The organism is Bacillus sp. PK3-037 (assembly GCF_054161355.1).
On the sequence record NZ_CP096408.1, the window covers coordinates 2,455,293 to 2,475,609 of the forward strand.

The following is a 20,317-nucleotide window of genomic DNA, read 5'->3' on the forward strand; positions in this document are numbered from 1 at the left end:
TCACCTCGTCTCGTCTTGACGCTCCTTCGCGCGAAGCTGACCGCAGGCTGCGTCAATGTCATGGCCTTGCTCTCTTCGGATCGTGACATTTACTCCGCGGGATTTCAGCGTTTTCTCAAAAGCAAAAATGTGCTCGCGCGGTGTGCGGACATAATCCCGTTCAGGCACATAGTTTACCGGAATCAAGTTCACGTGGCATTTTACGCCTTCCAGCAAGTCTGCAAGCTCTTCAGCGTGCTCGACCTGGTCGTTTACGCCGCCGAACAGACCGTATTCAAAGCTGATCCGGCGTCCTGTTTTATTAATGTAATATTTAACGGCTTCCATTAAATCAGGCAGCTTGTACGCTCTGTTAATCGGCATCAAACGGCTTCTGATTTCTGTATTTGGCGCGTGCAGAGAAATCGCAAAGTTAATCTGCATTTGCTGATCAGCGAATTCGTAAATTTTCGGGATGATTCCGCTTGTAGAAACAGTAATATGGCGGGCACCGATATTCAGTCCCTTATCATGGTTAATGATTTTTAAGAAGGCAAGCATTTCGTTAAAGTTATCAAATGGTTCGCCAATTCCCATGATGACGACAGAGCTGACGCGTTCATCCGTTTCATCCAGCGCTTTTTGAACTTTCACCACTTGAGCGACAATTTCGCCCGCTTCAAGATTTCGTTTTAAGCCGCCGAGCGTTGATGCGCAGAAAGTGCAGCCAATGCGGCAGCCGACTTGTGTCGTTACACATACAGAATTACCATACTCGTGTCTCATTAAAACGGTTTCGATTGTATAACCGTCGTGAAGCTCGAATAAAAACTTCATCGTACCATCTTGAGAAGTTTGTTTAACTGCTGTTTTCAGCGTCGTTAATACGAAATGAGTGTTTAATTTCTCACGCAGATCCTTTGACAGGTTTGTCATTTCGTCAAAAGAAGATACTCGTTTTTCGTAAAGCCATTCAAAAATCTGTGCCGCGCGGAACGGTTTCTCTCCGTTGTCTGTCAGCCATTGTTTGATTTCGTCTAATTCAAAAGAATAAATTGAAGGATGCTCTGTCCGCAATTCTTTTCTGATCTTTGTTTTTTTAAGTTCTGTCATTGCTTATCCCTTCTTTCTCATGCTGCAAATAAAGAAACCATCTGTTCCGAAATAATGCGGAAGGATTTGAAGCCTCCCATCCCGAACAAAGGGTCTCGCCTTTTCGGGCAGCCGCTTTTCAAGAAACAAATCGGGTTCAAAATCAGGATGTTCTTGTATAAACGCATGGATAACTTCTTCATTTTCTGTCCGATCCATTGTACACGTACTGTAGACAAGAGTGCCACCTTTTTTTACTAATGGCGCAATTTCCCTTAAGATAGACAGCTGGATTTCAGCAAGCCGGGAGCTGTCATTCGGGGTTTTGGTGTATTTCATATCCGGCTTTCTTCTGATCACGCCGAAGCCTGAGCATGGAGCGTCAACCAAAATACGGTCAAACTGTTCACTTTTAAACGTTTCTCCCGCTTTTCTCGCGTCCATTGTTTTCGCATCAATAATGGAAAGGCCAAGCCGTTCTGACGCTTCTTTGATCAGCTTCACCTTATGTTTGTGAAGGTCAAGCGATGTCACACTTCCCTTGTTCTCCATTAATTCAGCGATATGGGCTGACTTTCCGCCCGGCGCCGCGCACGCATCAAGCACCGTTTCACCTGGCTTAGGGTCAAGTGCCCGGGCAACCAGCATGGAACTTTCATCCTGGATGGACACTTCACCGGTCTGGAAGAAGTGAGTTCCGGCGATTGTTCCCTTTACAAGCTTCACAGCGTCCTCGGCGAGATCTCCTTTTTCCGCTTCGATTCCTTCAGCTGCCATTTGATCAAGTATCTCTGCCCTGTCTGTTTTCATTTGATTAACACGCAGCGTTTGCTTAGGCGGAATGAGATGAATGCGGCAAATCTTTTCAGCTGCATCAAATCCGTATGCGTCTGCCCACTCTTTCACAAGCCATTCGGGATGGCTTGTTTCTGTCGCAAGCCTGAGAACAGGATCTTCGATAGCATCAAAAGAAGGTACTCCTTCACGCTGAATAGAGCGAAGCACGCCGTTGACAAATGAGGCAATGCCTTTATGCCCTCGGTTTTTAGCAATCTCTACCGCTTCATGGATGACTGCCCGGTCAGGAATTTTCTCTAAATATTCCATTTGATATAAGGACAGGCGCAGAAGCTGGATAACCCACGGCTTCACCTTTTGCGGCTTGTTGATAAACGGCTTGAGCATATAATCCAGCGCGATTTTGTTTTGCAATGTACCGTACACGAGTTCAGTCAAAAGCCCCCGGTCCTGATCGCTCAGTTTATTGGATTTAATAACCGATTTCAGGAGCAGGTTACTGTATGACTGATTTTGTTCTAATTTGACCAGCGCCTCCAGCGCAATATCGCGAACGCTATTTGTTTTCATTGTGTACTCCTAACATATCACCTGTCTCAACATGAGCGCCACGGACGAAGTCTTCGCCTCGCATGCGTTTTTTGCCGGCAGGCTGCAGCTCTGTTAATAACAGTGCCGTATCGTTTCCTGTGGCGACGATAATCCCTTCTTTTTCAATAGCAATAACTGTGCCGGGCTCGGCTTTTGCCGGTGCCGCTGTTTTCTTGGCCGCCCACACTTTCAGGTTTTGTCCATTTAAAGTCGTATAGGCAACAGGCCATGGGTTTAAACCTCGAACTTGATTGTAAAGCTCTTCTCCCGCTCTGGACCAGTCAATCAGCTCTTGTTCTCTTTTAATGTTTGGCGCATACGTCGCTTTCTCGTCATCCTGCTTTTCAGGTGATATGTCGCCGGCTATAACTTGAGGAACTGTTTCAGACAGAAGCTTCGCGCCAGCAACGCTTAATTTATCGTGCAAGGTTCCGACATTGTCGGTTTCTTCAATGTCTACTTCCACTTTAGAAATCATATCGCCTGCATCTAATTTTTCCACCATGTACATAATGGTAACTCCGGTTTTTTTCTTTCCTTGGAGAATGGAATAATGGATAGGAGCCCCGCCTCTCAGTTCAGGCAAAAGAGACGCATGGACATTAATGCATCCGTACTTAGGGCTGTCGAGAAGCTCTTTAGGCAGAATTTGCCCAAACGCTGCCGTCACAATAAGATCCGGTTTTAATGCCAGCACCTTTTCAATTTCTTCTTTCAGTCTGACTTTTTCAGGCTGAAGAACCGGGATACCGTGACGCAAAGCTTCTTCCTTCACCGGCGGAGGCGTGAGCACTTTTTTTCTGCCCTTCGGACGGTCCGGCTGCGTGACGACCCCCACTACTTCATATCCGTCATCTAACAGGGTTTTTAACACAGGAACTGAAAAATCGGGTGTTCCCATAAACACGATTCTCGTCATCAAATCATCCTTCCATATCCGCTAGTTCATCTTCTGTATAATATTTACTTATTTTTGATGTGAACAGCACGCCGTCCAAGTGGTCCATTTCATGCTGCACGGCTCTCGCGAAAAAGCCTCTTGCTTCAAGAATAAACGGTTTTCCCTGACGGTTATACGCCCGCACTTTCACATAATCGGCACGTGTGACATCTCCGTAGACGCCGGGAAAGCTCAAGCATCCTTCAACTCCGGTTTGCTCGCCGCTTTGTTCAAGAATTTCCGGATTCACAAGGTCAATTCTGCCGCTTTCTTCTCCGATATCAACGACAGCCGCTCTTTTTAAAATACCGATCTGCGGCGCTGCCAGTCCGACTCCATCCATTTCGAGCATGGTATCGTACATATCATCAAGCAGTTTTTTTAGCTTCTTATCAAAAACAGTCACGGTTTCCGCAGGCGTTTCCAAAACCTCCGCGGGATGTGTGACGACCTTTTTTACTGCCAATTCATTACCCTCCAAGACGTGAGATCTTACATCATCATATAAGGATTCATATCAATTGAAATCATTACATGTTTTTGTTCAATTTCGCGTTTATAATGTTCCAGTATCTTCTTCAATAAAGCTGATATCTGGGTTTCCTGTTTGTATTTTATCACGCATTGATAGCGATATCTATCTTTGATCCTGGCGATCGGCGATGCGCTTGGACCGAGTATTTTCGTATCCGCCCCGCAGTTTGCTTTCAGAAAGTGTGCGATTTTCTCAGCCGTTACAGCCGCTTTTGCCACTTCCTCGTGAGAAACAGTCACAAGAGCCAAATAGTAATACGGCGGGTAGGATTGCTCCCTCCTGTGTGCCATTTCTTGCTGATAAAACGTTTCATAATCATGCGTTTTCGTCAGCTGGATGCTGTAATGGGACGGTGTATACGTTTGAATGATGACATTGCCGGGTTTTTCATGTCTTCCCGCGCGGCCGCTGACTTGTGTTAGCAGCTGAAACGTTTTTTCGGCAGATCTGAAATCAGGAATGTGCAGTGTTGTGTCAGCGCTTAAGACTCCGACAAGTGTCACATTCGGAAAATCAAGCCCTTTCGCAATCATTTGCGTTCCGAGAAGAATATCTGCTTTGCCTTCTCCGAAAGCAGACAATAATTTTTCATGGGCACCTTTCCGAGAGGTCGTATCAACATCCATCCGTATGACTCTTGCATGTGGCAGCACCTTTGTTAATTCTTCTTCCACTCTTTGTGTTCCCGTTCCGAAAAAACGGATATGATCGCTCCCGCATTCAGGACAAGTATGCGGAACAGGCTCTTCATGTCCGCAATAATGGCATTTCATCCTCTGACCGGAACGGTGATACGTCATGGAAATGTCGCAGTGAGGGCATTGCGGGACATATCCGCAGTCCCTGCACATCACAAAGGAGGAATAGCCCCTTTTATTTAAAAACAGCACAGCCTGTTCACCCTTGGCAATGGTTTCTTCAAGCTTTTCCATCAATTCTATTGAAAACATAGAGCGATTGCCGTTTCTGAGCTCCTCTCTCATATCCACAAGCGAAACCTCAGGCATCACTTGGTGATTGACGCGGTGTTTCAGCGAAAGCAGCTCGTACACTCCTTTTTGCGCCCGTGCATATGACTCTAACGTCGGTGTAGCACTACCTAACACAACCGGACAGCGGTGGTGCTCCGCCCTCTTGATCGCTACCTCTTTCGCATGGTAGCGCGGCATTTCCTCTTGTTTATAGGATGATTCATGCTCCTCATCGATGATAATCATCCCGAGATTTTCAAACGGGGCAAAAATAGCGGACCTCGCGCCCACGACAAGCCGTACTTCCTTGCGGTGGATTTTGCGCCACTCGTCATACTTTTCACCAGTGGATAACCCGCTGTGCATGACTGCAACCTGAGAGCCGAAACGGCCCTTGAAGCGATTGACCATCTGCGGCGTCAGCGAGATTTCCGGTACGAGGACGATGGCTTCTTTTCCTTTCGCCAGTACTTTTTCAATCGATTGCAGATAAATTTCTGTTTTTCCGCTTCCTGTCACGCCGTGAAGAAGGAACACTTTATGCTCATCGTTGTCCAAGGTCTGACGTATTGGCTCAAAGGCAGCGCTCTGTTCGTCTGTCAGCGGGAGCGGTTCTGTTTTTTTGAACATTTTGTCCTGATAGGGATCTCTGTAAACCTCTTCATAGCTTTCCTTCAAAAGCCCCTTTTGGATCAGGGTTTTGATGGTCGCAGAGCTCGCATCCGTTTTGTTGCACAATTCCGCCGCAGGGATTTTCACCCCTTCCGGCTCAGCGATGAAAAAGTGAAGAATTGCCTGCTGCTTTGCTGCTTGGCGGGATAATCCCTCAGCCTGCTTGGCAAGCTCTTCTTTACTCGCATTTGCCTGAATGTGCCTGACCATTTTTTTATTGGCTTTTTGCGCGACTTTATACGTCACGTCAATGTTGCCTTTTTGAACATGCTTTTGAATCATTTTCAGCGTATCGTGATCGGGTATATCCGAATACAGCAGAGTCTTTGTTTCAGAAAACAGCCGTTCTACCTGCGGCGGGATATCCGCACCTTCCGCAATCTTCAGCTCTTTTTCATATTTTGCCTTTAATGCGGCAGGCAGCATCGCTTGAAGCGCCGTAATCTTAAAAGACAGCGTTTTGTCTGACAGCCATGAAGACAAATTCATCAGCTCTTCTGTCAAAACAGGCGTAAGATCTAATAAATTCTCCACTTCTTTGACAGATTTACCTGAGAGATCAGACGTATCTTTGACAGCTGTCACAAACCCTTGAATTTTACGGGGGCCAAACGGAACAATGACCCTCATTCCCGTTTTGATCATACCTTTAAGATGGTCTGGGATTTTGTAATCAAACGGCCTGTCTATATTTTTGGTGCTGACATCAACGATGACTTCGGCAAAATTCATGAGTGCTCTCCGGTTTGTTTTAAGAAGGCTGCGACTTCTCCAAGAATGTCAAACGAAACATTGAGCTTAGACATCTTCGGCAGCTCGCGTTTGCGCCCGTCTTTGAAAAAGAGCGTCACAATATTCGTATCAGCACCAAAACCGGCCCCTGCCGCTTTCACATCATTCGCCACAATCATGTCAAGATTTTTGGCAGAAAGCTTTTTGCGGGCGTAATGTTCCACATCTTGTGTCTCAGCAGCAAAACCGACTAACAGCTGATGCTGTTTTTTCTCGCCCAGTTCTTTTAAGATGTCGACCGTTCTGTTTAATTCAAGGGTCATTCCGCCGTCTTGCTTTTTCATTTTTTGGTCAAATACTGTTTTTGGCGTAAAATCGGCAACAGCAGCTGTTTTTATGACGACGTCGCTTCTCTCATACACAGAGAGCACCGCATCGCGCATGTCCGCAGCCGATTGGACAGAGATAAACTGAGAAAGCCCTTTAGGGACATCAAGAGAAACCGGCCCTGAGATCAAGGTCACGTTTGCACCAAGCCGCACCGCAGCCTCAGCTAATGCGTATCCCATTTTACCCGTCGATTTATTCGTGAAAAAACGCACAGGATCAACTGCCTCCCGTGTCGGGCCTGCTGTGATCACCACTTGTTTGCCTTCTAAAGGCGCGTCTTTTTCTTCTGCAAAATGCTTTTCCGCAAGCTCTACGATGTTTTCGGGTTCTTCCAATCTTCCTTTTCCAACGTAACCGCATGCTAAATAGCCCTCGCTCGGCTCAATAAAACGAAAACCATCCTGATAAAGGACAGAAATATTGCGTTTGACTGCCGGATGGTCATACATATGCACATTCATGGCGGGCGCAATCCATACCGGCGCTGTTGCCGCTAATAAGGTTGTTGTCAGCATATCATCAGCAATGCCGTTGGCCAGTTTTCCAATCACATTGGCCGTAGCCGGCGCAACAATAATCAGGTCGGCCCAGTCAGCTGCGTCTATATGAGAGATGACGCTTGGATTTTGTTCTTTAAATGTATCTGTATATACTTCATGGCGGCTCAATGCCTGAAATGTCAGCGGTGAAACGAACTGGCACGCAGATTCAGTCATAATGACTTTAACATTTGCCCCTGCCTGCACCAGCTTGCTTGTCAGCGCACAGGCTTTATAAACAGCGATGCCTCCGCTCACGCAAAGCAACACATTTCGATTGTTCAGCAATGACTTCTCCCCCTCTGCAATTTAAAACAGCACGGAAAAAAATAACAACCTACATGATATAGGTTGCTACTTGTGCTACTATTCGCGGTCTTCCTTTTCAAACGAAAGCAGGCCTGCATCAATTTCTTCTAAAGCTTTGCCTACATATTTGTGTGAAATCGTATGTTCAATCATCTGGTCTTTTTTGATTTGCATTTCACGCGCGCGTCTAGCAGAAACGGTTACGAGCGTGTATTTCGAATCCAATTTATTCATTAATGAGTCAATTGACGGATCTAACATCAGTTATTCAACCTCCAGCATTTTCTTATATCTTGGTGCAACGCGCTCACGCTTCAAATGTTCAGCGAGAACGATTGCTTTGATTTTGTCGCAAGCCGTTTCGACATTATCATTTTCTACGACGTAATCATATGCGTCCATCATTTCGATCTCAGCTTTTGCGGCTTTCATGCGATTTTCAATCAGAGCATCTGTTTCCGTTCCTCTTGTCACAATTCTGTTCTTCAGTTCAGAAAGACTCGGAGGCGCAAGGAAAATAAACAGACCTTCCGGGAAAGCATTTCTCACTTGAAGAGCGCCTTGAACTTCGATTTCTAAAAAGACGTCTTTTCCTTCTTGGAGCGTCTGTTCAACATAATCGACAGGAGTGCCGTAATAATTGCCGACATATTCTGCCCATTCAAGCAGTTTATTGTTTGCAATCATTTGCTCAAATTCTTCTCTCGTTTTGAAAAAATAATCGACTCCGTTCACTTCGCCCTCTCGCGGGTTTCTCGTTGTTACTGAAATCGAATACTCGAATTTTGTATCTTCTTGCGAAAAAATCGCTTGCCGAACCGTTCCTTTACCAACTCCTGAGGGACCTGAGAGAACGATTAATAAACCTCTTTCTTTCATGCGGCAATTATCCCTGCCCTTCATCCATAATTTCTTCTTTAACAGAAAGTCTGTGTGCAACTGTCTCAGGCTGGACGGCAGATAAGATAATGTGATCACTATCCATGACGACAACTGCACGGGTTCTTCGTCCGTATGTAGCGTCAATTAGCATTCCGCGGTCTCTTGCATCCTGGATCATCCGTTTGATTGGCGCAGACTCCGGGCTGACAATCGAAATCATCCGATTGGCGGAGATAATATTGCCAAATCCGATATTAATCAGTTTAATCGTCATCTTCTACGTTCCCCCTGTAAAATAGACGTCTCTAGTTTAGCCTAGCAAGTCCGTCTGTAAACAATACGCACAGTCACTATTCTATATTTTGCACTTGTTCTTTTATTTTTTCAATAGAACTTTTCATTTCGACGACAAGCTTTGTGATCTGGTGATCATTTGCTTTTGAGCCGATTGTATTTGCTTCCCGATTCAGCTCCTGGACAAGAAAGTCGAGTTTGCGCCCGACAGCTCCGCCTTCAGCTAATATATCACGAAACTGAGCGAAGTGGCTCTTCAGTCTTGTGATCTCTTCTGTAATATCAGAGCGATCTGCAAAAATAGCGCATTCTGTAACAAGCCGGCTCTCATCCAACACGTCTTCGGTCCATTCCTTTATTCTGGCGTACAGCCGTTCCCTGTAACGAGATACCGCATCGGCTGCCAAAGATTCGGTCTTTTCGGCCAGCTCTTCAAGCTGGTCAATATGCATCAGACAGTCTTTGGCTAAAAGCAGCCCCTCTTTTTCGCGCATCTCACAGAGTCCTTTTACGGCTTCCTCTGCAGCAGCTGTTATTAACTCCTCAAGCTTTTCATTTTGAGTCTGTTCCTCATGAATCTGGACGACATGATCAAGCTTGAAGAAGTCCATGACATCAGGCTCTGCGGACAATTGATATCGCTTTTTCATATCCTCTGCAGCGGCGACAAACTCATCGAGAAGCGGCCAATCAATGTCAAGCCTTCTCTCTACAAGCATATCACTGTCAACGGAGACGAAAAGCTCAATTCTTCCGCGCTGTATGTACTGCAGAATCGTCTGTTTCAGCTTATCTTCTAAATATAGCAAAGGCCTTGGCAAACGAGCGTTCACTTCTTTAAACCTGTAATTCACAGATTTAAGTTCAACGCTTACAGAGAGATCATCTTGTGTTTTGCTTGCACTGCCGAAGCCTGTCATACTTCGTATCATAAATAAAACACCCTATTTCTTCCCTGTTCTCAAAATAAAAGGGCAATAGACATGCTATTACCCCTAAGATTATATCATATGAATTTATTTTTTTCTTGTCAAAAGTGACCCCGCCAGCAAAAAAGTAGGGATGGCCGACATGCCGATGACCAGCATCCAGTCTCCCGGCGTGATGGCAACCGTATGGAAAATCGGCTGAAGCGGCGGATAGTAAATGACCACCAGCATCAGTAAAATCGATGACAATACAGCGCCGATCAGATACAAGTTTTCAAACGGATTTCTGGAAAAAACGGACGTTTCGCTCCGGCAGTCAAATACGTGAATGAGCTGAGCCAGCACCAACGTCGCAAACGCAATTGTCTGCGCATAAGACAAATTCTCAGGATTGCGGTGATACACGATGATAAAAGCCAAAATCGTGGCAGCACCGATTAAAAATCCTCTGGAGACCACCTTCCATCCAAGCTTGCGGGCAAACACCCCTTCTTTCGGGTGACGCGGCTTCCGCTTCATCACGTCTCCTTCCGGCTGATCCATGCCGAGCGCCATCGCCGGCAATCCATCTGTCACCAAGTTGACCCACAAAATCTGAATCGGCACGAGCGGCAAAGGAAGGGCAAGCAGCATGGCGAAAAGCATGACCAAAATTTCTCCTACGTTAGAAGCCAGCAGGTATCGGATAAATTTTCTAATATTTTCATAGATGTTTCTGCCTTCTTTAATCGCTGATTTAATGGTTGCAAAATTATCATCTACGAGTATGAGGGATGATGCTTCCTTCGCCACATCCGTTCCTGTAATACCCATGGCAACGCCGATATCAGCCTGTTTGATAGCCGGCGCGTCATTGACGCCGTCTCCTGTCATTGCAACGATATGTCCGTTTTCCTGATACGCTTTGACAATTTTCAATTTATGCTCAGGAGAAACGCGGGCAAACACATACACATCCTCCACTACGTCAGAAAGCTCTTCTTGTGAAAGCTCATTCAGCATCTGGCCGTCCATGATTTTTCCGCTTTTCGGGAGGAGGCGCAAATCTTTCGCTATAGCTTTTGCTGTCTCAACATGATCCCCTGTAATCATAACGGTCTTAATTCCCGCTTCTCGGCATTCTTTAATCGCCTGTCTGACTTCGGGGCGCGGCGGGTCTATGATGCCTGAAAGGCCAAGCATTGTCAGGTCTTTTTCCGCCTGCTCCATTGACGGTGTTTCCCCTGCTTTTACCGGTCTATAAGCAACCGCAATCGTTCGGAGCGCCTGGGAAGCCAATTGCCGTAATACTGCCTCTGTTTCTGCTTTTCTCTCATTTGAGAAAGGAGCGGCAGAGCCGTCATAATAAATACGGGCGGACCGCTGCATCAGTACATCCGGCGCGCCTTTCGTAATGATATAGCGCTTTCTGTCCTGATCCTCTACAATGACAGTCATCATTTTTCGTGCAGAATCAAACGGAAACTCCTCAACCACACGGTAATGGGATTCCACAAACTCCTTTGAAAAGCCGCCTTTTCTTGCCGCGGTGAGCAGCGCTCCCTCTGTCGGATCTCCGTCAAGCACATAGTCACCGTTTCTTTTCCCAATATTCGAGTTGTTACAAAGCGCTCCGAACAACAGCATTTGCTCCAGCGGCTTATGCTCATTCACACTGACCTCTTTATCGTTCAGTGTGAAGCCTCCATTCGGATCGTAGCCCGTGCCAGACACTCTCCACGTTTTTCCTCCGGACCATACATGTGTGACCGTCATTTTGTTTTGCGTCATTGTTCCTGTTTTGTCTGAACAAATAATAGAGGCACACCCAAGCGTCTCAACCGCCGGAAGCTTTCTCACGATTGATTTTTGCTTGATCATACGCTGTACACCCAATGACAGCGCTACTGTCACAATGGCTGGCAGCCCTTCTGGGATGGCGGCTACCGCTAGCGAAACACCGGCTAAAAACATACTGTACAGATCGTGTCCCTGGATCACGCCGACAGCGACAACAAGCACAGTGAGCAGCAAAGCGACAACAATTAAAATTTTCCCGAGCTGCTCGAGCCTTCTTTGCAGCGGGGTTGACAGGGTTCCCGCCGATTCAAGCATGTCAGCGATTTTCCCCATAGCCGTGTTCATCCCTGTACCGACGACAACACCGACACCGCTGCCTCGGGTGACGATGGTTCCCATAAAGGCCATATTCGTAATATCCCCCAGCGACACATCGGGCTTTTTCAATTTATCCGCATGTTTCACAACCGGGATTGACTCTCCGGTTAACGCTGATTCTTCAATTTCCAGGCTTTTCGCTTCGACAATTCGGACATCTGCTCCTATCCGGTCGCCGCTTGTAAACTTCACAATGTCGCCCGGCACCAGTTCTTTCGAAGGAATCTTTGTCCAGCTTCCTTCCCTGAGCGCCATCACATGAGGAGTTGACAGCTCTTTTAACGCCTGCAGAGATTGCTCTGCACGCCGTTCTTGAAAGAACCCAAGTATGCCATTCACAAACACAATCGCAATAATCGCAACCGCGTCCACATATTCACCAAGAAACCCTGAAATTAATGTTGCCGCAAGCAGCACAAGCACCATGAAATCTTTAAACTGCGCCAAAAACAAGATAAGCGCTGATGTTTTTTTTCCTTCTTGAAGCTCGTTTGGCCCATGCTTGTCGAGGCGTTTTTTCACCTCTTTTTCAGTTAATCCTTGTTTCATGGACGTATTTGTTGCCTCTAATAAGTCTGTTTGTCCCATTTCATGAAACTTCATTCCGCTCGTCCACTCCCCTGCTCTCTTATAGAGATATCACTCTATAAGCATGCTTATTCTGACTCGTCCCATTTCATGCTATAATTATCGAATGCAGGAAGAATGAGAGGGTGTATTATATATGTCGTTTGATGGCATGTTTACATACGGAATGACACACGAACTGAACGAGCGAATAATGGGCGGACGGATCACGAAAGTCCATCAGCCTTATAAGCACGATGTGATTTTTCACATCCGCGCCAATGGAAAAAACCAAAAGCTTTTATTATCGGCACACCCAAGCTATTCACGGGTGCATATCACGGCCCAAACGTATGAAAACCCGAGTGAACCGCCGATGTTTTGCATGCTGCTAAGAAAGCATATTGAAGGCGGATTTATTGAAAAAATTGAACAGGCGGGCCTTGACCGCATTATGATTTTTCATATTAAAAGCCGTAATGAAATCGGCGATGAAACGCATCGAAAGCTTTATGTCGAAATTATGGGCCGCCACAGCAATATCATTCTGACGGACGGAGAGGAAAATGCGATCATCGACGGGCTGAAACATCTATCGCAGTCAATGAACAGCTATCGCACCGTACTGCCGGGCTACGATTATAAGCTTCCGCCTGCCCAGGATAAGATCTCACCGCTAGAAGCGACTGAAGATGACATGTTGCGTCATCTCAGTTTTCAAGAAGGACGGCTAGATAAACAAATTGTTGACCATTTTTCCGGTGTTTCTCCGCTCTTCGCAAAAGAAGCTGTCCACAGAGCGGGCCTTGCCAACAAAGTGACACTGCCAAAAGCGTTGCTGGAGCTCTTTGCAGAGGTAAGGGAGCACCGTTTCAACCCTAACATCACGACTGTTAACGGGAAGGAATATTTTTATCTGCTGGAGCTGACTCACCTTAAAGGAGAAGCACGCCGCTTCGATTCATTAAGTGAGCTGCTGGACCGTTTTTATTTCGGAAAAGCTGAGCGGGACCGGGTTAAACAGCAGGCTCAGGATCTTGAGCGGTTCGTTGTGAATGAGCGGAAAAAGAACGCCAACAAAATCAAAAAACTGGAAAAAACACTGGAGTATTCGGAAAACGCTAAGGAATTCCAGCTTTACGGGGAGCTGCTGACCGCAAATTTATATATGATGAAAAAAGGCGACAAGCAGGCTGAAGTCATCAACTACTATGATGAGGAAAATCCGACAATCGCCATCCCGCTGAATCCGAACAAGACGCCTTCAGAGAATGCACAGGCCTATTTCACTAAGTATCAGAAGGCGAAAAACTCAGTTGCCGTTGTCGAAGAACAGATCAGGCTGGCTCAGCAAGAAATCGAATACTTCGACCAGCTGATTCAGCAACTGTCGTCCGCTTCTCCGCGTGATATCAGTGAAATCAGAGAAGAGCTTGTGGAAGGGAAATATTTACGTCCTAAGCAGCAAAAAGGGCAGAAAAAACAAAAACAGAACAACCCTGTTTTAGAAACATACGAATCCTCTTCCGGTCACACTATTTTAGTCGGCAAAAACAACCGTCAAAACGAGTATTTAACGACCAAAGCAGCTGCCAGAGACGACATATGGCTTCATACGAAGGATATCCCGGGCTCCCATGTTGTCATCAGGAGCAGCGAGCCGGATGAACAAACAATTATTGAAGCCGCCACAATTGCAGCTTATTTTTCAAAAGCAAAAGATTCAAGTTCTGTGCCTGTTGATTATACAAAAATCAGGCACGTCAAAAAGCCGAACGGCGCAAAGCCCGGATTCGTGACTTATGACAGCCAGCATACCGTCTTTGTCACGCCTGATGCGGATACTGTCATCAGACTGAAAAAAAGCTGATTTATATAAAGAAAAGCCAGAGCAGCAACTGCTCTGGCTTATTTATTTCTTCTGATCTGATAAAGCCTGTCTACTTCGCTGACAAAGTCGCCGTCAATGAGCATGTCCACTTTTTCAGCAAGTTCCTTCGTATGCTTTGGACTGGCTCCGTTTGTCGAAACAGAAACCGTAACATGCCCTCTTTTTACGATTTTCGGCATGTACACATTGCCCAGCTCAGCGTCACTGGCACAGTTGACAAGCTGGGAAGGCGATGCATTTTGAGCGATCTCTTTATTCACAGCGGCGTCATCCGTCGCGGCAATAATCAAAAAAGCGTCGAGATAATCCTCTTTCTCAATCTTCCGGCTCAGCCACTTGATTTGGCGATTGTCTGCCATCTGCCTGATTTCCGGTTCCGCAACCGGACTGACAAGCGTAATATCCGCTCCCTCAGAAAGCACTGTTTTTAACCTTCTGAGCGCAATACTGCCGCCCCCTGCGATTACAACCTTTTTCTTCTGCAAACTAATGTGAAGCGGGAGCATATGAGCCTCCGTCAAAATTAAATTGCCCCTCATGGTTGTCAGCAGTTTCTTTTACACGATTTAAAAATGCCTTTTTCACATGCGGGTCGAAACCGATATAAGAAGAGAGGTAGACATTTGGATTTTTGGCCTTCAATTTCTGGACCTCGCGTTCAATCTCATTCATCAGCATCCCGGTAAACAGCAAATACGGAACAATAAAGGTCGTCACGCCGTCATCTTTTTTCAGCTCAGAAAAAACCTCTTTGTAATTGGGACCGCATGCTGTCATAAAACATGGAATCACTTCCTTGACGGGCATGATGTTTTGAAGCAAGCCGGCAATGCCGGTTACGTCTCTTTTTACATCTGGATCTGAGCTTCCCCTGCCGATGAGCACAACCCTGGCGTTTTCGTACGGAACGCCTATGTCTTTAACACGATGATAGACAGCTTTGACAACTTCTTCGTCAATCCCAATCGGACTTCCGTATGAGATATGGACTGAAGGATACCGGGACGCGGCACGGGCAATTTCTTCCGGAATATCATGTTTTGCATGAGCAGCCGTTAAAAGAAGCAGAGGCACCACTGCGATATGAGTGGCGCCTTGCTTCACACATGCTTCAAACCCTGTCTCAATTGCCGGCTCCTGCAACTCTAAAAAACTGATTTCCTGAACAGGCGCAGAGATGTGCGCTTTGCATCCTTCCAAAAATGCAGCGGCCTCTTGCTGAGCCTTTTTTACCCGGCTGCCGTGGCCGACATATAAAATCGCTTGTTTCATTTACAACGCCTCGCTTAAATCTTGTTTTTTCAGCTCAGATTCAAACCATTCCAGCTTATAGTGATAATTTACAACATTTCCAACAACAATTAAACTCGGATTTTTAATGTCTTCTTTTTTCACCGTTTCTGAAAGGGTGTCAACTGTACAAAAAACAGATTTTTGCTTCTCCGTTGTTCCCCAATGAATAAACGCTGCCGGAGTAGAACCGTCCCGGCCGTTTTCCAGGAGTTTTTTTTCGATCTGCTGCACATTTTTAATGCCCATATAGATGACAAGTGTATCAATCCCTGTGGCCAGCGCTTTCCACTTTTCCTCAAAATCCTCTTCTTTTTTATAATGCCCCGTTACAAAAGCCACGTTAGAGCCCGCGTCCCGATGAGTGACAGGAATCCCGGCATAAGCAGCCGCCGCGATTCCCGATGTAATACCGGGGACAATTTCAAACGGAATGCCATTTTCAGAAAGGCATTCCGCTTCTTCCCCTCCTCTGCCGAACACAAATGGATCTCCGCCTTTCAATCTGACAACGATTTTCCCTTTTTGCGCATACTTCACAAGAAACCGATTGATGGTTTCCTGCTTCATTGTATGAAAATCTGGAAGCTTCCCGCAGTAGATCAGGTCCGCCTGCTCCTTGGCATATTGCAAAATCTCTTTATTTACTAATCTGTCATATAGGATTACATCAGCTTTTTCAATGGCTTTCAGCGCTTTAATTGTCAGCAGATCAGGATCTCCGGGACCCGCTCCTACAATATATACTTTCCCCATCGTCTTTCCCCCGATCTATTCGAGTTCTTCCAGAACGTTCGCTGTGATGTTGTTCTTATTTGCATTTTCGGCATCTGAGAAGAACACAGCTGAGCGGCGTTTAGCTCAGTTGCTGCTTTACAAACTCGATCAGCTGATTTTTGCACTCTTCACGATCATATTGTCCTGAGTCAAGGACGAGCTCAGGCGCTTCCGGTTCTTCATAAGGAGAATCAATGCCTGTGAAGAACGGAATTTCTCCGTTTCTTGCTTTTTTGTAGAGCCCTTTTGGATCTCTTTGTTCACAAATATCGAGGTCGCATTTAATATAAACTTCGTTAAATTCGCCTGCTTCCACAAGCTCGCGGACCTGGTCTCTGTCCTCACGGAAAGGAGAGATAAAAGCAGTAATGACAATGGTGCCCTGCTGCACAAAAAGTTTCGCTACCTCTCCGATTCGGCGGATGTTTTCTTTTCGGTCTTCATCAGAAAAACCGAGATCTTTATTTAAACCGTGGCGAATGTTGTCACCATCCAGCACAATAACTTGGTAGCCTTGCTCAAAAAGTTCTCTCGCAGCAGCATTGGCAATGGTTGATTTGCCTGAACCGCTTAAACCCGTCAGCCAGAGAATAGAGCTTTTATGCTTGTTTTTTTGCTGATACTCTTCTTTTGTAATAGAGGCTTCATGCCATACGATATCGCGATTTGTCACTGCCAGTCCCCCTTATGAAACGCCTGCTTCTTCTTTTTTCTTCATGCCTTTGATTAACACCTCTACAACTTCTGCGCGGCTGAATTCTGCAGGCGGCAGTACACCGTCTCTCAGCATCCCTCTCACCTTGGTGCCTGATAAAATCACGTGGTGCTCTCTGCCGTGCGGGCACGTTTTCGCTGTACCCATATTTCCGCATTTTTCGCAGAAGAAGCTGTGCTCGAATTTCAGCGGTGTAATGCCGAGTTCTTCAGGTTTAAATGTGTCAAACAGCTCCTGGGCCTCGTACGTGCCGTAATAATCACCAACACCGGCGTGATCGCGGCCGACAATGAAATGCGTGCAGCCGTAGTTTTTTCTGACAAGCGCATGGAAAATCGCTTCTCTCGGACCGGCATAACGCATTGCAGCCAAGAAAACACCAAGGAACACACGATCTTTCGGGTAATAGTTGTCAAGAAGCACTTGATAGCTTTCCATCCGGACATCAGCGGGGATGTCATCAGATTTTGTTTCGCCGACAAGCGGGTTTAAAAACAAACCGTCCACTGTCTCAAGAGCCGTTTTTTGAATATATTCATGCGCTCTGTGAACAGGATTTCTCGTTTGGAAACCGACAATTGTTTCCCAGCCTTTTTCTGCAAACTGGCGTCTTGTTTCCGTCGGTTCAAATGTAAACTCAGGGAATTGTTTGGAAGCTTTTTTAATCAGTGTGATCGGACCGCCGACATATGTATCACCGCGGCTGAACAGCTTTTTCACACCCGGATGAGCCTGATCATCCGTTTTATACACGTTAACAGCTTCTTTTTGTTTGTCAGGCACGTATAAGTCTTCGATTTGGATAACGCCGTATGTTTCTCCGTCATACGTTAATTTTACTGTTTCGCCGACTGACAGTTCGGCTGCTTTTTGTGCATCTACCGGCAGCGTGATCGGAATAGACCATACAACACCGGAAGCAAGACGCATGTTTTCAACAACAGATACGTAATCTTTCTCATTAAAGAAGCCTTCGATCGGGCTGTATCCGCCGATTCCGATCAATTCCAGGTCGGCAAAAGAAATCAAATCAAGTTCAATTTCTTTCTGAATGCCGCTTAAGTCATATGACTCATTTACTCGATTCACCAGTTTTCCTCCATGTGGTGCTAAGCTCATAATATTCATTTCCTCCTAGTTAACAGATAAAACAACTCAGATTAATAGTTAGATTCCCCCGCCTTGATCATGGACAGAGCGTCTCTCTTTACGAATGGCTTTTGTCAGGCTGACGGCACCGCCTGCCGCTAAAAGCACACTTACCATGATAAAGATTGAATAATAATCCGCCTTTAAAAACATAGATACAAGCAGATAGGAGATGGATAAAGATAAAAACGGCGACACGATCCATACTTTCAGCATCGTTTGAACGACTTGTTTATGAAATACGTTTGGGCCGTTTTTCGCCATGCCTATTCCGATAATAGACGATGACGTTACTTGCGCCAAGGGCACCGGCATTCCAAATATAGAACTGATGATCACCAGCCCTGCTCCTGTTCCGGATAGGAGAATGCCTTCCCCTTTTGAAAACCGCGTGATTTTCTTCCCGTTTGTTTCTAACACCCTGCGGCCTAAGATCAGTGCGCCCAGGGCTACAAAAACTCCCCCATACAGGGTTCCTTTCGCTACATCCAGTACGCCGGCAGCTACTAACGGGCCAACAGCATTCGCCACATTGTTCATGCCAGCAGAGAATGCTTCAAAAAAACCAGCGCATAGCAAAAGGATGCCAAGGATGTTTTGTTTACGGGAAGACGTAATTTCGATCTTAAAATAACGAAACAGCTTTGCTACAAAAAATGTAAAACCAAAAGCGAACAGCGGAACGAAAATCCAAAATGAAACAATAATCAGAAGATTGTTTACAAACAATACTTTATACGCAACTCCCACACCGACAACCGCCCCGACCGTGACTTCACTTGTCGATAAAGGAATGCCGAGCAGATTAGCTGTAAAAAGCGACAGTGCAGCAGACCCGATAATGATGCAAACAATCGTCAGCGTGATCGTCTGTTCCGGGATAATCCCAGAGCTGATGGTTTTCACAACTTCGCCCCCGCCAATGACAGCCCCGGCCAGAACACCAACAGCACATATGATCAAAGCGTAGGTTTTCTTTTTGATGGCCCCAGAGCCGTAAGCAACTCCCATTGAAGCTGCAGCGCCGCTTGCACCAATATTCACTGCGAAAAACAAGCTAAATAAAATAGCGGCTAATTCCATTTTGCAGCTCCTTATTCATGCAGTCCGCATTCTGTTTTCGCCATACCGTTCCATCTGCCTGAGCGCAGGTCCTCTGCGGTAAATGCAGGTGACGTACAAGGCGCGCAGCCGATACTTGGATATCCTTGATCGTGGAGCGGGTTGTAGTCCAGCTCATTCCGAGAGGTGTATCTCCAGATGTCTTTCCAAGTCCAATGGATAAGCGGGCAAACTTTTACTGATTTGAATTTCTCATCTTTGTTTAAGAAATTCGTATTGGCACGGCTTGGCCCTTGATCGCGGCGCAGGCCGGAAAGCCATGCCGGGTGGCCGGAAAGCGCCTCTCTTAAAGGAACGATCTTTCTGAGATAGCAGCATTGATTCGGCTCTCTTTCCCACAGTTTATCACCATGTTCTTCCGCCTGTTCCTCAAGAGTAAGGTTCGGTTTCTTCAGGATGATATTGAGGCCGGGATAGCGCTCTTTCACGCGTTCTATCGTTTCATAGGTCTCTTTAAAATGAAGCCCTGTATCGAGAAATACAATCTCTGCGTCTTTTTTCACTTTATAGATTAAGTCAATCAGAACGATTCCTTCAATTCCGAAACTGCAGGCATAAACAAGCTGATTGCCGTAATGGCCGTAAGCCCATTTTAAAACTGACAGCGCCCCTTTATAAGGATCGTCCTCCGGAAATGTAATCGTTGGTTCTTCCCAATTATCGTACGTTAACATTTCTTCTTTCCTCCTTTCGGAGACAAACAAACAGTAGCTTTCTGCTGGTTGTCTTTTCCAATTGTAATGTGATGTGGCTGCTGTTATCTCCGTAAACAGCCCCTCTTAAAATAAAAAACTTTCAATCCGGCGGAAAGAAAGACAGGAACTGCATGTAGCCCTTATCTTTCAAAATGGAATACATTTTGCTGGAAGTAGCACCTTACACATTGTGCAGGTTGCCGGGCTTCATAGGACCAGTCCCTCAGCCGCTCTTGATAAGTTTTTCAGATTTGTAGTAAATTTTAGCACAATTCTAACATAAGTCAACCCGAGTTTTTTT

19 protein-coding genes and 1 riboswitch are annotated in these 20,317 nt (G+C 46.0%); of the genes, 1 reads left to right on the top strand and 18 read right to left on the bottom strand.

Going from position 1 to position 20,317, the window contains the following annotated elements; all coding sequences use genetic code 11:
* From rlmN to M1D69_RS12575, 11 genes are all read right to left on the bottom strand, one after another.
* On the bottom strand, positions 1–1,092 hold the full coding sequence (gene rlmN, locus M1D69_RS12525; protein WP_458105916.1) for a 23S rRNA (adenine(2503)-C(2))-methyltransferase RlmN: 1,092 nt from the start codon (positions 1,090–1,092) through the stop codon (positions 1–3).
* Positions 1,093–1,095: 3 nt separating this feature from the next.
* The gene (gene rsmB / locus M1D69_RS12530; RefSeq protein ID WP_458105915.1) at positions 1,096–2,439 is read right to left on the bottom strand and encodes a 16S rRNA (cytosine(967)-C(5))-methyltransferase RsmB; all 1,344 of its coding nucleotides are present in this window, start codon (positions 2,437–2,439) and stop codon (positions 1,096–1,098) included.
* On the bottom strand, positions 2,426–3,379 hold the full coding sequence (fmt, locus tag M1D69_RS12535) for a methionyl-tRNA formyltransferase (protein ID WP_458105914.1): 954 nt from the start codon (positions 3,377–3,379) through the stop codon (positions 2,426–2,428). The genes rsmB and fmt overlap by 14 nt, the downstream gene beginning before the upstream one ends.
* A gap of 4 nt (positions 3,380–3,383) precedes the next feature.
* Positions 3,384–3,866: a peptide deformylase gene (def, locus tag M1D69_RS12540; RefSeq protein ID WP_024121358.1), complete on the bottom strand. Its 483-nt coding sequence runs from the start codon at positions 3,864–3,866 to the stop codon at positions 3,384–3,386.
* 26 nt (positions 3,867–3,892) lie between these two features.
* Positions 3,893–6,310 (bottom strand): primosomal protein N', encoded by a 2,418-nt coding sequence (gene priA, locus M1D69_RS12545; RefSeq protein WP_458105913.1) that lies wholly within the window; start codon positions 6,308–6,310, stop codon positions 3,893–3,895.
* On the bottom strand, positions 6,307–7,527 hold the full coding sequence (gene coaBC / locus M1D69_RS12550; RefSeq protein ID WP_458105912.1) for a bifunctional phosphopantothenoylcysteine decarboxylase/phosphopantothenate--cysteine ligase CoaBC: 1,221 nt from the start codon (positions 7,525–7,527) through the stop codon (positions 6,307–6,309). Before coaBC ends, priA begins: the two co-directional genes overlap by 4 nt.
* Positions 7,528–7,605: 78 nt before the next feature.
* A complete protein-coding gene (gene rpoZ / locus M1D69_RS12555) occupies positions 7,606–7,809 on the bottom strand; it encodes a DNA-directed RNA polymerase subunit omega (protein WP_003221520.1) in 204 nt (67 codons plus the stop codon).
* Between the two features lie 3 nt (positions 7,810–7,812).
* Positions 7,813–8,427, bottom strand: coding sequence for a guanylate kinase (gmk, locus tag M1D69_RS12560; RefSeq protein WP_024121355.1), 615 nt, complete (start codon positions 8,425–8,427; stop codon positions 7,813–7,815).
* A gap of 7 nt (positions 8,428–8,434) precedes the next feature.
* Positions 8,435–8,704 carry an extracellular matrix/biofilm regulator RemA gene (remA, locus tag M1D69_RS12565; RefSeq protein ID WP_003154355.1) on the bottom strand — a complete coding sequence of 90 codons (270 nt, stop codon included), beginning with the start codon at positions 8,702–8,704 and terminating at the stop codon, positions 8,435–8,437.
* A gap of 76 nt (positions 8,705–8,780) precedes the next feature.
* Positions 8,781–9,656 (bottom strand): YicC/YloC family endoribonuclease, encoded by an 876-nt coding sequence (locus M1D69_RS12570; protein ID WP_024121354.1) that lies wholly within the window; start codon positions 9,654–9,656, stop codon positions 8,781–8,783.
* 84 nt (positions 9,657–9,740) lie between these two features.
* Positions 9,741–12,413 carry a calcium-translocating P-type ATPase, SERCA-type gene (locus tag M1D69_RS12575; protein WP_458105911.1) on the bottom strand — a complete coding sequence of 891 codons (2,673 nt, stop codon included), beginning with the start codon at positions 12,411–12,413 and terminating at the stop codon, positions 9,741–9,743.
* Positions 12,414–12,534: 121 nt separating this feature from the next.
* On the opposite strand from M1D69_RS12575, the gene rqcH reads away from it, so the two are divergent.
* A complete protein-coding gene (gene rqcH / locus M1D69_RS12580) occupies positions 12,535–14,247 on the top strand; it encodes a tRNA modification protein RqcH (protein WP_458105910.1) in 1,713 nt (570 codons plus the stop codon).
* Positions 14,248–14,285: 38 nt separating this feature from the next.
* On the opposite strand, the gene sirC is transcribed toward rqcH, so the two are convergent.
* The 7 genes from sirC to M1D69_RS12615 all read right to left on the bottom strand — a co-directional run bounded on the left by sirC (position 14,286) and on the right by M1D69_RS12615 (position 19,995).
* Positions 14,286–14,774: a precorrin-2 dehydrogenase gene (sirC, locus tag M1D69_RS12585; protein WP_193660641.1), complete on the bottom strand. Its 489-nt coding sequence runs from the start codon at positions 14,772–14,774 to the stop codon at positions 14,286–14,288.
* Positions 14,755–15,540 carry a sirohydrochlorin chelatase gene (gene sirB / locus M1D69_RS12590; RefSeq protein ID WP_458105909.1) on the bottom strand — a complete coding sequence of 262 codons (786 nt, stop codon included), beginning with the start codon at positions 15,538–15,540 and terminating at the stop codon, positions 14,755–14,757. Before sirB ends, sirC begins: the two co-directional genes overlap by 20 nt.
* Positions 15,541–16,314 (bottom strand): uroporphyrinogen-III C-methyltransferase, encoded by a 774-nt coding sequence (gene cobA, locus M1D69_RS12595; RefSeq protein WP_458105908.1) that lies wholly within the window; start codon positions 16,312–16,314, stop codon positions 15,541–15,543.
* A 100-nt stretch (positions 16,315–16,414) separates the two neighbouring features.
* On the bottom strand, positions 16,415–17,008 hold the full coding sequence (gene cysC, locus M1D69_RS12600; RefSeq protein ID WP_458105907.1) for an adenylyl-sulfate kinase: 594 nt from the start codon (positions 17,006–17,008) through the stop codon (positions 16,415–16,417).
* A 12-nt stretch (positions 17,009–17,020) separates the two neighbouring features.
* A complete protein-coding gene (gene sat / locus M1D69_RS12605; RefSeq protein WP_458105906.1) occupies positions 17,021–18,169 on the bottom strand; it encodes a sulfate adenylyltransferase in 1,149 nt (382 codons plus the stop codon).
* Positions 18,170–18,217: 48 nt separating this feature from the next.
* Positions 18,218–19,282 (bottom strand): sulfate permease, encoded by a 1,065-nt coding sequence (gene cysP / locus M1D69_RS12610; protein ID WP_458105905.1) that lies wholly within the window; start codon positions 19,280–19,282, stop codon positions 18,218–18,220.
* 11 nt (positions 19,283–19,293) lie between these two features.
* Positions 19,294–19,995: a phosphoadenylyl-sulfate reductase gene (locus M1D69_RS12615; protein WP_024121347.1), complete on the bottom strand. Its 702-nt coding sequence runs from the start codon at positions 19,993–19,995 to the stop codon at positions 19,294–19,296.
* Between the two features lie 158 nt (positions 19,996–20,153).
* Positions 20,154–20,259, bottom strand: a riboswitch (SAM riboswitch).
* Between the last annotated feature and the right edge of the window lie 58 nt (positions 20,260–20,317).

What these genes read in the sequence shown, in the direction of transcription:
- rlmN (WP_458105916.1), bottom strand. Translation starts at nt 1,092, where the DNA reads ATGACAGAACTTAAAAAAACAAAGATCAGAAAAGAATTGCGGACAGAG.
- rsmB (WP_458105915.1), bottom strand. Translation starts at nt 2,439, where the DNA reads ATGAAAACAAATAGCGTTCGCGATATTGCGCTGGAGGCGCTGGTCAAA.
- fmt (WP_458105914.1), bottom strand. Translation starts at nt 3,379, where the DNA reads ATGACGAGAATCGTGTTTATGGGAACACCCGATTTTTCAGTTCCTGTG.
- priA (WP_458105913.1), bottom strand. Translation starts at nt 6,310, where the DNA reads ATGAATTTTGCCGAAGTCATCGTTGATGTCAGCACCAAAAATATAGAC.
- rpoZ (WP_003221520.1), bottom strand. Translation starts at nt 7,809, where the DNA reads ATGTTAGATCCGTCAATTGACTCATTAATGAATAAATTGGATTCGAAA.
- gmk (WP_024121355.1), bottom strand. Translation starts at nt 8,427, where the DNA reads ATGAAAGAAAGAGGTTTATTAATCGTTCTCTCAGGTCCCTCAGGAGTT.
- remA (WP_003154355.1), bottom strand. Translation starts at nt 8,704, where the DNA reads ATGACGATTAAACTGATTAATATCGGATTTGGCAATATTATCTCCGCC.
- M1D69_RS12570 (WP_024121354.1), bottom strand. Translation starts at nt 9,656, where the DNA reads ATGATACGAAGTATGACAGGCTTCGGCAGTGCAAGCAAAACACAAGAT.
- M1D69_RS12575 (WP_458105911.1), bottom strand. Translation starts at nt 12,413, where the DNA reads ATGAAGTTTCATGAAATGGGACAAACAGACTTATTAGAGGCAACAAAT.
- rqcH (WP_458105910.1), top strand. Translation starts at nt 12,535, where the DNA reads ATGTCGTTTGATGGCATGTTTACATACGGAATGACACACGAACTGAAC.
- sirC (WP_193660641.1), bottom strand. Translation starts at nt 14,774, where the DNA reads ATGCTCCCGCTTCACATTAGTTTGCAGAAGAAAAAGGTTGTAATCGCA.
- sirB (WP_458105909.1), bottom strand. Translation starts at nt 15,540, where the DNA reads ATGAAACAAGCGATTTTATATGTCGGCCACGGCAGCCGGGTAAAAAAG.
- cobA (WP_458105908.1), bottom strand. Translation starts at nt 16,314, where the DNA reads ATGGGGAAAGTATATATTGTAGGAGCGGGTCCCGGAGATCCTGATCTG.
- sat (WP_458105906.1), bottom strand. Translation starts at nt 18,169, where the DNA reads ATGAGCTTAGCACCACATGGAGGAAAACTGGTGAATCGAGTAAATGAG.
- cysP (WP_458105905.1), bottom strand. Translation starts at nt 19,282, where the DNA reads ATGGAATTAGCCGCTATTTTATTTAGCTTGTTTTTCGCAGTGAATATT.
- M1D69_RS12615 (WP_024121347.1), bottom strand. Translation starts at nt 19,995, where the DNA reads ATGTTAACGTACGATAATTGGGAAGAACCAACGATTACATTTCCGGAG.